This window comes from Pigmentiphaga sp. MLSB6-MA01 (assembly GCF_058793475.1).
The window spans coordinates 204,108-218,015 of the sequence record NZ_JBXAFV010000006.1 but is presented as its reverse complement, the minus strand read 5'-3'; the positions used below and the strand labels follow the sequence as shown (position 1 = coordinate 218,015).

Below are 13,908 nucleotides of genomic sequence, written 5' to 3'. Positions count from 1 at the left end.
TACCTCATCGGCTGGAGTAATAGTTGGTCAAAGCGGAACGCATCTCGTTGACGACGCCGACATGCCAGAAGACCAGCGACAACGCGACGCCGACGGCAGCCAGCAGCAGCACCCAACGGGCCGCCAGCGCCCTCCTGGCGACCTGCCGCAGCGACCGCTCCTCCAGCCGCGCGCGTGTCTGCTGCAAGGCGCGGTCCATGCCGCGTGCCGCGATCAGGTCATCCAGGAACCACAGGGTCTCGGGCTCGACGATGCCGGTATCGAAGGTGGCGCTGCCCACCCGGCCGTCGTCGATGTTGGCGATCATCCTTTCCAGGTGCCAGCGCCGCCACGGATTGGCGCCTTCCACCTGCAGTTCCAGGGCTTCGCGCAGCGCGGTGCTGACGTTGCCGCGCCGCTTGACCATGGCCGCCAGCGAAGCCAGGAAACGTATGCCCTGCAGGTCCCGATAGAGGCGCCAGATGAAATGCCGGTCCAGCACCCGGCGGACACGGCCGGTGAGATTGGGCAGGGACCAGCCGGTGAAATAGACGACCAGGCCCAATGCCAGCACGGACACGAACAGGTTGCCGTGGATGAGCTCGGCAAAGGCATAGAGCCGCCGGGTCAGGTTGCCCAGGAACTCATCGGGAACGGCGCCGAACGCGCGCTTCAGGCGCGGCACCGTGAACAAGGGCACGGCAACGATCATCCCGAACGAGACCAGCACGGCGGCAAGCGCCGCCGACAGGGTGGCGGCCAGCGTGCGCCGGGCCTCGTCGGCCAGGCGGGTCACCGCCGCCACGTCGCGCAAGGTCTGTTCGAGCGCGCCGGCGCCTCCCCGCTGGGCCATCCGAAGCAGGCTCAGGTCATCGTCCGGCAGGGTCGAGCGCAGGGTCTCGTGGAGATCGCCGCCGGCGTTCTGGTAGCGCATCGCCCAATGGGCCGACAGCATGCCCCGCGCGTGGCCAGCATAACGCCGGGCATCGTCCAGGAAGATGTCGCGCAGCGTCTTGCGGCCACCGCTGGCCTCCATGACATCGGCAAGATAGTCGTAGTAGTCGGCGCGCCCCGCCCGGAACCGCGCCGCGCACCAGGCGACGCGCGCGCGTTCGCGAAGCGTGCTCATGCGAAGCGACGTCCGAGGGGCGCCGGCACCCGGCCGGATGCCAGCCTGCGCGGCCGCCGGCGTCCGGATGTTCCAGGCGGCGCCCGGGTCCCGCGCAGCTCGACGGTCTCGAAGCTGACGAACCGGGGCTCGATGTCGCGCGGATCGACCAGGCCTTGCGATGCCTTGTAGATCGCGCACTCCATCGCCGTCTTGCCGGCCATGTCCTCATGGTCGAACGCGCCGCGGCGCTGGAGCCGGAAGTAGTCGCGCAGCGCCAGCGTGTCCGCATCGCGTACCAGCCGCAGGAAGCCGTCGTCGACGGAAGGGTCGATCATCTCGGCGGCGACGGTGCGCCCCGCGTAGCCGTGCAGTTCCGCCAGGGAGCTCTGCCGGCATGCGGGACAGCCATCCGGGTTGCGCACCCTCAACGCCAGGATATCCAGCGCATACAGGGCGTGCAGGCGATCGGCGTAGCGTCGCCAGTGATCGGGCCCCTGGCCGGCGCCCGCGGCAGTGCCTGCACGCTCGAACAGGACGGTCAGCGGCAAGGCACAGTGCCGGCACAACGCCGGCAGCAGCGTCTGGTAGACAAGCAGCTTCAGGATTCCGGGCGTTGCCAGCAGCCTGCGGGAGACACCGATGAAATCCGAGGCCAGGCGGTCCGGGATCAACGCCGCGCCGCCCGCGTGCGTCGTGGTGTACAGGTTGCTGCCCGAACTGGCGAGATCCATGAAGGCCCTGCCCGTGGAACGATCGCGTATCTCGCCTATGAGCAGATCGTTCATGGCGGACCGCTTGATGGTCTTGAGCTTGGCGTCGAATTCGTTGGACACCGCGCCATCCAGCGATCGGCTGACGCTGTTCTGGAGCGCGTTGGGGATGAGATATTCGACCGGATCTTCAAGCGTGATGACTTTGCGGGTAGGCGGAATCCGGGACATCATCGACGCGATGGTGGTCGACTTGCCGGACCCCACCACCCCCGCGAGCACGATCGCGCCGCCTTCGGCGACCAGCGCGCGCTCAAGGACCCGGATCTGCGAAGGCAGATACCCGAGGCGGGCGAAATCCGGCGGCTGCTCGCGCATGTCCATCCTCAGCAGCCGCATGGTGACCGAGGCGCCCGCGTCGGTGGCCAGCGATGCCCAGCGCAACATGAACGACACCCCCTCCACGTCGTGCAGGATGCTGCCCTGCTGCTCGACCATGGGATCGAAGACGGCGCCGTTGCCACCCTGTATGTCCATGTAGGCGACGGCCAGCACCTCCCGCAGCGTGCTGGTCTGCATGCCGCGGAACCTTTCCGGCATCACGTAGCGGCCGCCCAGGGTGTAGCGGATCTCGGATTCGGGGTGGGCCGCCCGCAGGTTGACGTGGATGTCGCTGGCGCCATGGCGCGCGCCCCAGGCGACGATGTCATGGAACGCCGACGCCATGGCGCTCTTGACCGGATCGAGCAGCACCCGGCGGCGCGAACGCAGGGTGTCCCCCGTGATCTGTCCGCGCACGATGGACAGCAGCAGCGTCGCCGGCACCACGATGCGCGCGGGACTGGCCAGGGTCCGGCCCCGCGCCCGCACCATGCGTTCGAACTCCTCGATCTGCTCGCTGCGCGCATAGTCATCGACGGTGAACAGGGCCACCCGGCCATCCTCCAGCTCGACGGGAGAGAGCTTGTCCAGCAGGTTGCCGACGTCGAATCCCGAACGCAGCACGCGCTTGAAGGCGGGCGTCATCCGGGCGAGCTGGTCGCGGCCGTCCAGGCGCGCGACCTGCGCCGGCGACACCGGGCCACCGCCGGGACACATATCCTCCCTATCCTCCGGACGGGACGCGGGGGTCGCGCCCGACGCGCTCAGGCGGTTGCCGGCCAGCAGCGTCACGACCGACCTGCCCCAGATGAGCGGACTCATGGCCGCCCTCCCAAGGGAGGCACGAATATCGGCGGCATCGCCGGCATGGGGGCCGAGCCGGACGGCCCCGCCGCCGCCATGGCGCCCGGCGTGGACGGCAGGATGCAGGCCGACCGCACCGAGGCCCCCTTGCGCAGGTAGACGCAGCCGTCGTCGATGCGCTGCAGCCGATATTCGCCAGCCGCGTCCGTGGCGCCGCGAGGCAGCTCGTCGCCCTGGCGATAGAACCGGGGTTCGCCATTGACCTGCACGATCGCGTTCAAGGCGCCCTTCAATCCGTACAGGGACGTCAGCACGACCCGGTCGCCACGGCGGACCTGGGCAGGAGCGGCCTTGGCAACGGGCGCCTGACGGGCGCGTTCCGCGGCCAGGGCGCGCGCGGTATCGATGCGCAGCAGCTCGCGCACCGTGTCCAGCTCGTTTTCGGCGGCGTTCGCCGGGACACCTAACATGGACAGGACGGCCACCGCGGCCACGGCGAGCCGCCGGTTTCGCTCAGTCGCGCGCATAGAGGACTCCAGACATGCCAGCCATGAGCCGGCTCCGGTTCAAGGAAAGTTCGGCGGCGGCATCGACTGTGAGCGACACCGCGCGCCATTCGACCTGGTTCGCCAGCAGCCCCGGTATCAGGAACATCGACCGCAGCGGCCCTTCCAGGGCCAGTGGCCGCTCGGAGACGGCCGGCATCGCCGGCGGCGCGGCCAGGGCGGCCCCGTGCCCGTCGCGCGGGGGCTCCAGCCTGACGGACACGGTTTCCCCCAGCGTCGCGCCCGACATCAGGGGCAGGATCTGTTGCAGCGCGGTGATGGTCTTGTCGTCGTGCTCGGCCCGGCTCCTGAGCCGCGACGGCTCCAGCGCCTGCCCGCCATCGGCGACGGCGAACCGGGCCACGACGGCATCCATGGGCTGCCATGTCTCGCTCCAGCCCGGCGGGCGCACCGCGAGAAAACTGGCGTTGGTGGCCAGCCGGTGGACCCGGCCGTACCGGGCCCGGCAGGCCCACCCCCGCTCCATGCCGCGCGAGCACTGCGCGGAAGACAGCCCCCATCCGCCAAGCTCGACGGGCAGTTCGGCCAACGCGCCCAGGATGGCCAGCCCATCGCTTTCGGCATGCAGGCGTATCCGCTGGCGGAAGGCTTCGTACACCTGGGCCCAGGCCGCCTCGGGATCGACACCGGGCGGCGCGGACGTGTTGCCGGCATCCACGTGGCGATACCAGTCCCAGCCGCTGCGCAGCAGGAATGCCGCGACGCAGCCCAGGGCCGCGACGACCAGCGGCCGGGGAATGGCCGGCATGCTCCAGCCGCACGGCTGGAGCCGGCAGGCGTTCGAGGCCTCGCCCAGCAAGGCCGGCAGCGACGCCTCGCCAAGATCGCCGGGACCCGCGTCCAGGATGACGAGTTCATCGCCGTGATGCGCCATCAGGCCATCCAGGGCGGCCTGGGCGCCGGCGGCGCTGTCGTGGACCCGGTCGGAGTGCGTCAGGACCTTGCCTGCCTGGGCGGCCACCACCCAGATGCGCCCGTCCGGCAGTTCCGCCCGCAAGGCGACGACGCCCTGCCTGTGGTCCGACGCGAAAGCCAGCGCCCCGCTATGAAGCTGGTCCGCCAGGCGACGGTCGGCCCGGTTCAGCCGGATCACGCCGACGGCCTCCGAGCCCGGCGCGTGGGCAAGGTGCGACGCCTTTGCCTCCCTGGCTTTTTTCCGGGCCCGCTGGTCCAGCCTGCTGCCCAGGATGGTGTGCCAGCGCATGCCCAGGACCAGCACGCGTTCGTCGCCGGCGAATCGAAGCAGGACGTAGTCGTTCATGGCGGATCAGAAGCCTTCCTCGACCTGCGCCGTGATGAGCACGACCGTATTGCGGCGCTCGCGCGCGGTCTTGCCCGAGCCGCCCAGCAACATCGGCGCCCCGTCGTCCAGCCGGCGCTTGTCGTACTGGTCCTGCGACCGTTCGAAACCCGACACCAGCACGGGCTGCCCGGGCCGCAGTTCGACCTGCTGCACGGTGCCCATGCCGTCCACGGTTTTCTGCTGCAACTGCACCTGGTTGCCGCTGGCGCCGAAGGTCAGCGTCTTGAGCGGCTGGGCGACCGTGTTGTCGTAGGCGATGGTGAGCAGGATCTGGCCGTCGTCCTGGGCATCGGGGATCACGGTGAGGAAGGACCCCACGGTTTCTTCCTTCTGCGTGACCGACGGCGCGGTGGAGGTTCCCGCCGACGACGCCACGGTGGTGACCTGCACCTGGTCGATGTAGGTGAACGTGGTGCGCACCGCGTGCGTGACCGGCCGGCGGTTCAGGGTCTGCAACGGCACCGTGGTATGGCGGGTGATGGTGGCGATCTCGCTCAGGGCCTTCAGCACCACCGCCGAGCCGTCCCAGCGGCCACCGGTGATGGACAGGCCCAGGCCCGACCCCGCGACGTCCGACACCCGCGACGCCGGCGAACCCGCCTGCGCGGCATCCCGCGTGCGGCGATAGATCAGGTTCCAGTCTATGCCCTGCTCGGTCTGGTTCCTGGCCACCAGTTCGATCTCCTCGAACATCAGGCGCACGCGCCGGGTCAAGGCCTTGTTCTCGCGTTCCAGGAACGCCGCGACACGGTCCAGCGCCTCGGGCGTGTCGGTGACGACGACAAGCCCGGAGGCATCCCCATTGGCCACCAGGGTGCCGGCACGGGTCAGAAAGGGCTCGAGCTTGGCCTTGACCGCGCCCAGTGCATCGCCGCCGCCGGACTCGATGCGCGTGGACGAGGTGCTTTCGAAGGCGCCGGCGCCACCGCCCGCCGCGCGCCCCAGGCTGGCCGCCGCGGAAGCCTTCAGCGTGAGCGCACGAACGTTGAAGACCCGGGTATCCGTGCGAAAAAACACGATGGCACCGGCCTCGTACTTCCAATGGACGCCCAGCCGGCTGGCGGCCATGTCGAGCAGGCGGGGCAACGGATGCAGGCCCGTCGGCAGGCTGACCCGGGCGGCGGCCGGCGGCCCCGCAACCGCCGCCTGGGCCAGGGTCAGGCGCGGGAGGAAGGCATCCTGGGGCAGCAGGGCCTCCGGCCGGACGCGTACCTGTATGCCGGTCGCCAGCGCGATCTGCTCGCCCAGCGTGGAGAGGTCGACCCGGCCGCCGGGGAACATCAGGGCGGTCTCGACCGATGCCCGGAGCGCCTCGGGCAGCGTGACCTCGCGCGACAGCGGCTGGGGCCGGCCCGCCAGCCACGGGCGGCCGACTTCCTGCGCCCGGACCCGCTCACGCTCGCCCGCCACGGCCTGCTGGAACGGAATGCGGGCGGCAGCGATGTTGTCGGAAGCACGCGCGGCGTCGGCGTCGATGTGGCGCATGGCTGCGAACTGCCCGCAGCCCGATACCAGAAGGGCCAGGGCGGCAACCCCAACGGGAAAGCGCGGAACCTTGACCATGGCCTACCCCTGGCGTCCGGCCGGCGCGCTGGTCCGGTCGCACGACTCGGCATGGGGAACGACGCGCAGCACGCGATTGGAATAGAAGCACGGCTGCAAGGGATGGACGGACAGCTCGGTGGAAGCCAGCAGTTCGCGCACGGCCGTCTTGAAGTCGCCGCCCAGGCTGGCCGACCCGGCCAGCGGGATGTCGACATCGACCGTCCAGTGCTCGGGCTCGAACGTCCAGCCGGCCGCCGTGGCCCAGCGGCGCAGGGCCTGGCGCATGGTCCGGTCGGCCGGCGTGGCATCGTACGGAGCGCGGCGGACGGAAGCGGGATCCACGGCGGGAACATGTCCCGTACCAGAGGCCGCGGCATGCGTTCGAGCAAGCGCGAGCGGCTTCATCGCCGCGAACGACGGCTCGTCCGGTTCGGACGGATATCCTTCCCCACGGCTGAACCCGTCGGCCACGGACCGGGCAACGTGTCCCTGGTACTGCGCTCGTGCCACGACCTCGCCTATCCGCAGCAGGTACTCGCGGGCCGTGCCGGCCACCACCGCGTACCCGCCCTGCCAGGCCACCGGCGCCAGCCTTTCGCCTTGGGCCCCCACGCTGAAGATGGCGGGCGGCACCTGCCCGGCACGGAATTGCAGATAGGTCTGCCGCCCATCGTCGAAAACCTGCACGGGCGCGACACGTTTGTCGCCCACGATGCGATAGGAGAAATCGAAGGCGCCATCCCTTCCGACATGCTCCGCCGGCAGGGCTTGCGCGAAGGCGGCTCCGCAGACGAGCCACGCGGCGGCGAGGGTGATACGGCACGGATGCATAGAGGACCCTTGGCAAGGCGGCGCGGCCAGACCGCGCCCAGGCATGCATCGTGCCGGGTCCCCTCCCGCCCGGATAGCGTGTGAACTACTTATCGCGGGATGTTTTCATCCATGTCCGGCGGCCGCGGGCAGGCCGCCGTGGCGCGCGAAAAAATCGCACAGCAGGCCGCCGAGCAGGTCCTCGCCCGAGCCGAAATGCGCGACGATGGAAAGATGGTTGTGCCGCGGCATCGACATGAACTGGCTGCGGCGGTTGCCGCAGGCCCGCAGGCGCATGAAGAACTCCGCGCCATAGCAGTCCAGCAGGGGATTCTCGTGTTCGGCCACGGCGATGAACAGCGGCATCCCGGCCGCATGGACCATGTTCACGGGCGACCGCCGCTCGTGCTCGTCCGCTTCGTCGCCGAAGTACGCCCGCACACCCTCCGCATTGGGATTGGCCGGCAGGACATCGGCACGCAGCCGGCCGGAAAGGATGGCCGCCGCCAACACATGCCGGCGCGCATCTCCCGCGAAATCGGCGGCCAGCGCGAAGTGGGCGACGTGGGTGCCGCCCGCGCTGTGGCCCACCAGGAAGATGCGCCCGGGATCCGCGCGAAACCGATGCGCCTCGTGCCGGATCCATGCAACCGCCGCGGCCAGATCCTCCGCCCCGGCCGGATAGGGCGCGGCAGGCGCCAGCCGATACTCCATGTTCACCGCGAGATAGCCCCGCGCGGCGAACCACCGCGCGACATTGGCGTAGACGCGGGGCGTGATGTCCTTGTCCCCGCGCACATAACCGCCGCCGTGCATGAAGATCAGCACGGGCGGCGCACCGTCCCCCGGGCGCCGGTACACGTCCAGCACCTGCCTGGCATCGTCGCCATAGGACCAGGTGCCTTCGCGCACGACGCCATCGCACCGCGCCGACGCGTCGAGCACCGGAACCAGCGCCTCCAGCATCTCCCTCCGGCCCGCGCCCCCATCCCGCGCCCAGTCCGGGCCGATCCGGTCGTACAGCGCCCGCAGCGCGGCCAGCGTCCCCATCATTGGCCCTTGAGCCCCAGCTCGCGTACCAGCGAACCCCACTTGACGTTCTCCTCGGCCATGAAGCGCGAGAACTCCTCGGCCGAATTCGGCACCACCTCGAACCCCATGCCGGTCAGCTTCTCCCTGACCTCCGGCTGCTTGAGCACCTGCAGCACCTCCTGGTTGAGACGGGCGACGACGGCATCCGGCGTCCTGGCCGGCGCGACCAGGCCGAACCAGGTGATGACCTCGAAATCGGGATAGCCCGACTCGGCGATGGTGGGCAGGTCGGGCATGGCCGGGGACCGCGTCTTGCCGGTCACCGCGATGGGCCGCAGCTTGCCGTTCTGCACGTTGGCAAGCAGCCCGGAGATGCTGGACATCATCATCTGCACCTGGCCGCCCAGCAGATCGACGATGGCGGCCGAATCGCCCTTGTAGTGGACGGGGGTCAGGTCGATGCCGGAGACTTTCTTGAACAGTTCCACGGACATGTGCGGCGAGGACCCCAGGCCGCCCGTCGCGTAATTGAGCTTGCCGGGATGCGCCTTCGCGTAGTTCACCAGGTCGGCCACCGTGCGCACCGGCAGCGCCGGGTCGACGACCATCATCAAGGGATTGTGGACGATGCGCACCACGCCGCGGAAATCCTTGATCGGGTCGTAGCCGACGTCCGGGTACAGGGCGGGCGCGACGGCATGCGTGGTCTGGACCGCCAGGTACAGGGTATAGCCATCCGGCGCGGCGCGCGCCACCCCCGCCGCGCCGATCGATCCGGCGGCCCCCGCCCGGTTCTCCACGATGAAGGGCTGCCCCAGACGCTCGCCCAGGTGCTGCGAGATCACACGGGCCACCACGTCGGTCGGGCCGCCGGCGGTGAAGCCCACCACGACCTTGACCGGCTTGCCCGGATAGGCGGCCTGCGCCCACGCACCGGCGGGCGCCACCGCCAACGACAACACGAACGCGCACCCCTTGAGGTTCAACATGATCGGTCTCCTGCCGGGCCGGCGCCTGCCGTCCCGGTTCATGGTTGTGGATGGCGCCGGTCTCAGTCGGCCAGCAGCATTTCGGCGCCCTTTTCGGCGATGGCCATGGTCGGCACGTTGGTGCCCGATGAAGGCAGGGTCGGGCAGATGGACGAGTCGATCACCCGCAGGCCCTGCACCCCATGCACGCGCAGCCGGGGATCGACCACGGACATCGGATCCACCCCCATCTTGCAAGTCCCGACCATGTGCCAGGACGTCTGCAGGGTCTCCCGGACATAGGCCAGCATGTCCTGGTCATCGACCACGCCCGGCCCCGGGCGGGTCTCGCGCACGACCAGGGGCTTGAGCGCGTCCATGCCGGCGATGCCGCGGGAGATCCGCATGCCGCGCAGGAACAGTTGCGCGTCCTCCTCGTGCGACAGGTAGCACGGGTCCATGCTCGCCTGCCGCGTGGGATCGGGAGACTGGATATGCAGCGTGCCGATGGACTTGGGCTGGAGCGTGGTCACCCCGAACGTGAAGCCGGAGAACATGTCCATGCCGGTGGTGGGCGTCCGGGCATAGCGGTCGCCCCCCGACAGTGGCTGCAGGCGCAGGACGAGATCGGCCTGTTTCAGGTCGGGACGGCTGCGGTAGTTCATCTGCGCCGTGGCCGAGCAGATGCTCAGCAGGCCTTCGCGGCGGAGGATGAATCGCAGTCCCTCGCGCATCTTGCGCAGCGGACTGCGCAGGACGTCGTTGACGGTGATGGGCCGGGAGCACTCGAACGTCAGCCGGGTGTTCGGATGATCCCGCAGGTTCTCGCCCACGCCGGGCAGGTGATGGATGGGCCGCACGCCGTGCTCGCGCAGGATGTCCTGGTTGCCGATGCCCGACAGTTCCAGCAGTTGCGGCGAAGCCAGGGGCCCCGCGCTCAGCACGACTTCCCGCCGGGCCAGGACACGGCGGCGCGCTCCGGCGGCCAGGTACTCCACGCCGACCGCGCGCGTCCCCTCGAACAGCACGCGAGCCGCGGTGGCGCGCGTCAGCACGGTCAGGTTGGGACGCCGGCGGGCAGGCCGCAGATAGCCGGCCGCCGAGTTATTGCGCAGCCCCCGCCGGGTGGAGTACTGGAGATAGAACACGCCTTCGTAGCTGCCGTCGTTGTAATCCGGAAGCTCTCGATGGCCGGCCTGGCGGCAGGCCTCGATGAATGCGTCGGACAGCGGATCGAACTTGTCCAGGCGGGTACAGTGGATGGGACCGCCCCTGCCGCGTACCGCCGGGTCGCCCTCGGGAAAATCCTCCATGCGCATGAATACCGGCAGCATGTCGGCATAGCCCCAGCCCGCGCACCCCAGGTCCCGCCAGTGGTCGTACTCGGCGGGATCTCCCCGCGCGAAAAGGTTGCCGTTGATCGCCCCCGATCCCCCGATGACGCGGCCCCGCGTCCAGCGCTGCGGCTTGCCGTTCAGATGCCGCTGCGGCTCCGTCACGTAAGGCCAGGTGACCTCGGGATTGTTGATCAGGTTCACCACCATCAAGGGCACCTTGATGTTGATGTTGTTGTCGCGCCCCCCCGCCTCCAGCAGGAGTACCTGGCGGCCCGGGTCCGCGGACAGGCGTTCCGCCACGATGCAGCCGGCGCTGCCCGCGCCGCACACGATGTAGTCGAACCGGGCATCTGGCGGCAATGATTCTGCAAACATCTCGCTCCTTTCTTCGGCCATGCGATCAGGTGAGTCGATGCGAACCTTGTTGGCGGCCCAAGGTACAGGAGGGGCAGCATTACCGAAAATAATATTTTTGAATCCTTCCATTCCCTATTCGTATCCTGGAAACAGGTGTGGGACGACAAGTCCAGCATTCCCCGTCTTGATACTGGAATGCCCAAATATTATTTTTCAGTCATGCCGACCAGGAGTAAGTTTCCCTGGGGACGACACGCGCCCCGCCCCCGAGGAGACACCGAGCATGGTCCAGGACTACCGGCTGTATATCGATGGTCGATGGCGCGGCGGCGCGCAAGGCGCGACGTTCCCCGCGATCAACCCCTACAACCAGGAAGTCTGGGCCCGTGTCGCCGAGGGCACCCCCGAGGATGTGGCCGCGGCGGTCGCCGCCGCCCGGCACGCCTACGAGACGACCTGGCGCAAGGTGTCCGGCACCGAACGCGGACGCCTGCTGCACCGGCTGGGCGACCTGCTCGACCAGCACGCCGGGCGGATGTCCGTCATGGAAAGCTCCGACAACGGCAAGGCCATACGCGAGACTCGCGCGCAGATGCATTACGTCGCGCGTATCTTCCGCTTCTATGCCGGCTACGCCGACAAGATCTGGGGCGCGGTGATTCCGCTGGATCAGCGCGACGTGTTCGACTACGTGGTGCGCGAACCCTACGGGGTGGTCGGCATCATCACCGCGTGGAACTCTCCCATCGCCCTGCTGGGCAACAAGCTGCCGGCGGCCCTGGCGGCCGGCAACTGCGTGGTGATCAAACCGTCGGAACACGCTTCGGTCACCACCCTGGCGTTCTGCCAACTGGTCGAGGAAGCCGGCTTTCCGCCCGGCGTGGTCAACGTGGTGACCGGGGATGTCGAGATCGGACGGGCCCTGGTCTCGGGTCCCGGACTGGACAAGATCAGCTTCACCGGCAGCGGCCGCGCCGGCCGCGAGATCGCCGCGGCCGCCGGGCGCAATCTCGTTCCCGTCACGCTGGAGCTGGGCGGCAAGTCGCCCAACATCATTTTCGACGACGCCGACCTGGAAAAGGCCACGGTCGGCGCGCTGGCCGGCATCTTCGCCGCGGCTGGCCAGACCTGCATAGCCGGCTCGCGCCTGCTGGTGCATCGCGCCGTGCATGACCGGGTGGTCGACGAGCTGGCCCGCCGCGCGGCGCGTATCGTCATGGGCGATCCCTGCGATCCGGCCACGGAGATGGGCACCGCCGCCAATGAGCCGCAGTTCCGGCGCATCCTGGCCTGCATCGACGAAGGCCGGCGCGAAGGGGCCCGGCTCGTGACCGGCGGCGGCAAGGCGGAACGGCAGGATCTTGCGCGGGGTTTCTTCGTCCAGCCAACCATCTTCGCCGACGTGGACAACGCCATGCGGCTGGCCCAGGAAGAGATCTTCGGGCCCGTGCTTTCCGTCATCCCCTTCGACGATGAAGCCCACGCCCTGGAACTGGCCAACGGCACCGCCTTCGGCCTGGCCGCCGCGGTCTGGACCCGCGACGTCTCGCGCGCCATGCGGATGACCCGCGAACTGCGCAGCGGCGTCGTGTGGGTCAACACCTATCGCATGGTCACGCCGCAGGCGCCGTTCGGCGGCGTCAAGGAAAGCGGGTACGGACGCGAACGCGGCGAACAGGGGCTGCTGGAGTTCACCGTGAGCAAGAACGTCATGGTCGATTTCTCGACCGAGGCGCGCGACCCGTTCGCCGTCAAGGCCTGAAGGCTCGCGCCCCATCGCCCTTCCCCGCGCCGGAAGCGCCGGGGTTCTCCAGGAGACAACATGATCGACCGCATCGAGGTCTACGTGACCGAACTGCCCGTGAGGGTCAAGCGCATCTTCTCCAGCGGATCGTACGACACGGGCCCCAGGGACCGGATCCTGGGCAAACCGGTGCTGGTCCGCATCCACGCCGACGGCGTGACGGGCTGCGCGCAGATCCGTCCCATCAGCCCCGGGCATTTCGTCGCCGACACCACCCAGAGCGTGGTGGCCGCCATCACCGAGATCTACGGACCCGCGCTGATCGGCCGCAGCATCTTCGACATCGAAGGCATCAACGAGATGTTCGACCTGCGGCTGGCCGGCAACCCGGCGGCCCGGGCCGTGCTGGACATCGCGCTGTACGACGCCATGGGCAAGGCCCTGGCCGTGCCCGCGCACCTGCTGATGGGCGGCGCCTGCCAGCCGCGCATTCCGCTCGAATGGTCGGTCAGCCTGGCCGACGACCCCGCGGTCATGGTCGAGGAATCGCAGCGGGCCGTCTCGGAATTCGGCATCGGCGTCCTGTGCCTGAAGGCGGCCGACCGGCGGGGCTGGCGCCAGGACGTCGCCAATTTCGAGCGGGTGCGGCGCGCGGTGGGTGATGACGTCGTCATCGGCGTCGATCCCAACACCGGCTGGAGCGTGGCCGACGCCTTGCGTGCCGTCGACGCGCTGCGCGAGCTGGGCCTGGGCTACATCGAGCAGCCCGTGGCCCGCCGCGACCTGCATGGCATGGCCGCCATCCGGCAGGCCGCGCGCGGCATCCCGCTCATGGCCGACGAGAGCCTGTTCACGCTCCAGGACGCGCACGACCTGGCCCATGCCCACGCGGTCGATGCGTTCTGCATCAAGCTCTACAAGGTCGGCGGGCTGACCGCCGCCCGCCGGATAGGCGCCGTCGCACAGGCCGCCAACATCCAGCTCAATTGCGGCGGGCTGGCGGTGCAGTCCCAACTGGAGGCGGCCGCGGCGGCGCACTTCTATGCCAGCACGCCGCGAAGCCGCATGTTCGGCGCGGGGGAATTCCTCTTCGGCCTGAACACCACCGCCCCGGATCCGCTGGTTCCGGAAACCGATTTCGTCGTCCGCGACGGCCACGTGGACGTGCCGACCGGCCCGGGCCTGGGCGTCGCCATCGACGACGAGGCGCTGCGGCGCCACACCCTCTTGCATGCCACCGTCCAGTAGAACCGCCTCGTGC

General features: G+C 69.4%; 11 protein-coding genes. 2 read left to right on the top strand and 9 right to left on the bottom strand.

Going from position 1 to position 13,908, the window contains the following annotated elements:
* Window positions 1-4: 4 nt before the first annotated feature.
* The 9 genes from AC1Q6E_RS12605 to AC1Q6E_RS12565 all read right to left on the bottom strand — a co-directional run bounded on the left by AC1Q6E_RS12605 (window position 5) and on the right by AC1Q6E_RS12565 (window position 10,921).
* The gene (locus AC1Q6E_RS12605) at window positions 5-1,108 is read right to left on the bottom strand and encodes a general secretion pathway protein (RefSeq protein ID WP_296560315.1); all 1,104 of its coding nucleotides are present in this window, start codon (window positions 1,106-1,108) and stop codon (window positions 5-7) included.
* Window positions 1,105-3,003, bottom strand: a complete 1,899-nt coding sequence (locus AC1Q6E_RS12600; RefSeq protein WP_492572850.1) for a GspE/PulE family protein — start codon at window positions 3,001-3,003, stop codon at window positions 1,105-1,107. The genes AC1Q6E_RS12605 and AC1Q6E_RS12600 overlap by 4 nt, the downstream gene beginning before the upstream one ends.
* Complete coding sequence (locus AC1Q6E_RS12595; RefSeq protein WP_492572849.1) at window positions 3,000-3,512, bottom strand: hypothetical protein; 513 nt, start codon at window positions 3,510-3,512, stop codon at window positions 3,000-3,002. Before AC1Q6E_RS12595 ends, AC1Q6E_RS12600 begins: the two co-directional genes overlap by 4 nt.
* The gene (locus tag AC1Q6E_RS12590) at window positions 3,499-4,812 is read right to left on the bottom strand and encodes a type IV pilus inner membrane component PilO (RefSeq protein WP_492572848.1); all 1,314 of its coding nucleotides are present in this window, start codon (window positions 4,810-4,812) and stop codon (window positions 3,499-3,501) included. The genes AC1Q6E_RS12595 and AC1Q6E_RS12590 overlap by 14 nt, the downstream gene beginning before the upstream one ends.
* A gap of 6 nt (window positions 4,813-4,818) precedes the next feature.
* The gene (locus AC1Q6E_RS12585; protein WP_492572847.1) at window positions 4,819-6,417 is read right to left on the bottom strand and encodes a hypothetical protein; all 1,599 of its coding nucleotides are present in this window, start codon (window positions 6,415-6,417) and stop codon (window positions 4,819-4,821) included.
* Between the two features lie 3 nt (window positions 6,418-6,420).
* Window positions 6,421-7,230 carry a TrbG/VirB9 family P-type conjugative transfer protein gene (locus tag AC1Q6E_RS12580; protein ID WP_492572846.1) on the bottom strand — a complete coding sequence of 270 codons (810 nt, stop codon included), beginning with the start codon at window positions 7,228-7,230 and terminating at the stop codon, window positions 6,421-6,423.
* 105 nt (window positions 7,231-7,335) lie between these two features.
* A complete protein-coding gene (locus tag AC1Q6E_RS12575) occupies window positions 7,336-8,262 on the bottom strand; it encodes an alpha/beta hydrolase (RefSeq protein WP_492572845.1) in 927 nt (308 codons plus the stop codon).
* Entirely contained in the window at window positions 8,259-9,230 is a 972-nt protein-coding gene (locus AC1Q6E_RS12570) for a Bug family tripartite tricarboxylate transporter substrate binding protein (RefSeq protein WP_296560301.1), read from the bottom strand. The genes AC1Q6E_RS12575 and AC1Q6E_RS12570 overlap by 4 nt, the downstream gene beginning before the upstream one ends.
* Before the next feature lie 62 nt (window positions 9,231-9,292).
* Complete coding sequence (locus tag AC1Q6E_RS12565) at window positions 9,293-10,921, bottom strand: GMC family oxidoreductase (protein WP_492572844.1); 1,629 nt, start codon at window positions 10,919-10,921, stop codon at window positions 9,293-9,295.
* Window positions 10,922-11,186: 265 nt separating this feature from the next.
* Between AC1Q6E_RS12565 and AC1Q6E_RS12560 the strand changes: the two genes are divergently transcribed.
* Both AC1Q6E_RS12560 and AC1Q6E_RS12555 read left to right on the top strand, forming a co-directional pair.
* The gene (locus AC1Q6E_RS12560; RefSeq protein ID WP_152796368.1) at window positions 11,187-12,665 is read left to right on the top strand and encodes an aldehyde dehydrogenase; all 1,479 of its coding nucleotides are present in this window, start codon (window positions 11,187-11,189) and stop codon (window positions 12,663-12,665) included.
* Window positions 12,666-12,725: 60 nt separating this feature from the next.
* Window positions 12,726-13,895 (top strand): mandelate racemase/muconate lactonizing enzyme family protein, encoded by a 1,170-nt coding sequence (locus AC1Q6E_RS12555; protein WP_152796370.1) that lies wholly within the window; start codon window positions 12,726-12,728, stop codon window positions 13,893-13,895.
* The last annotated feature ends 13 nt before the right edge of the window (window positions 13,896-13,908 follow it).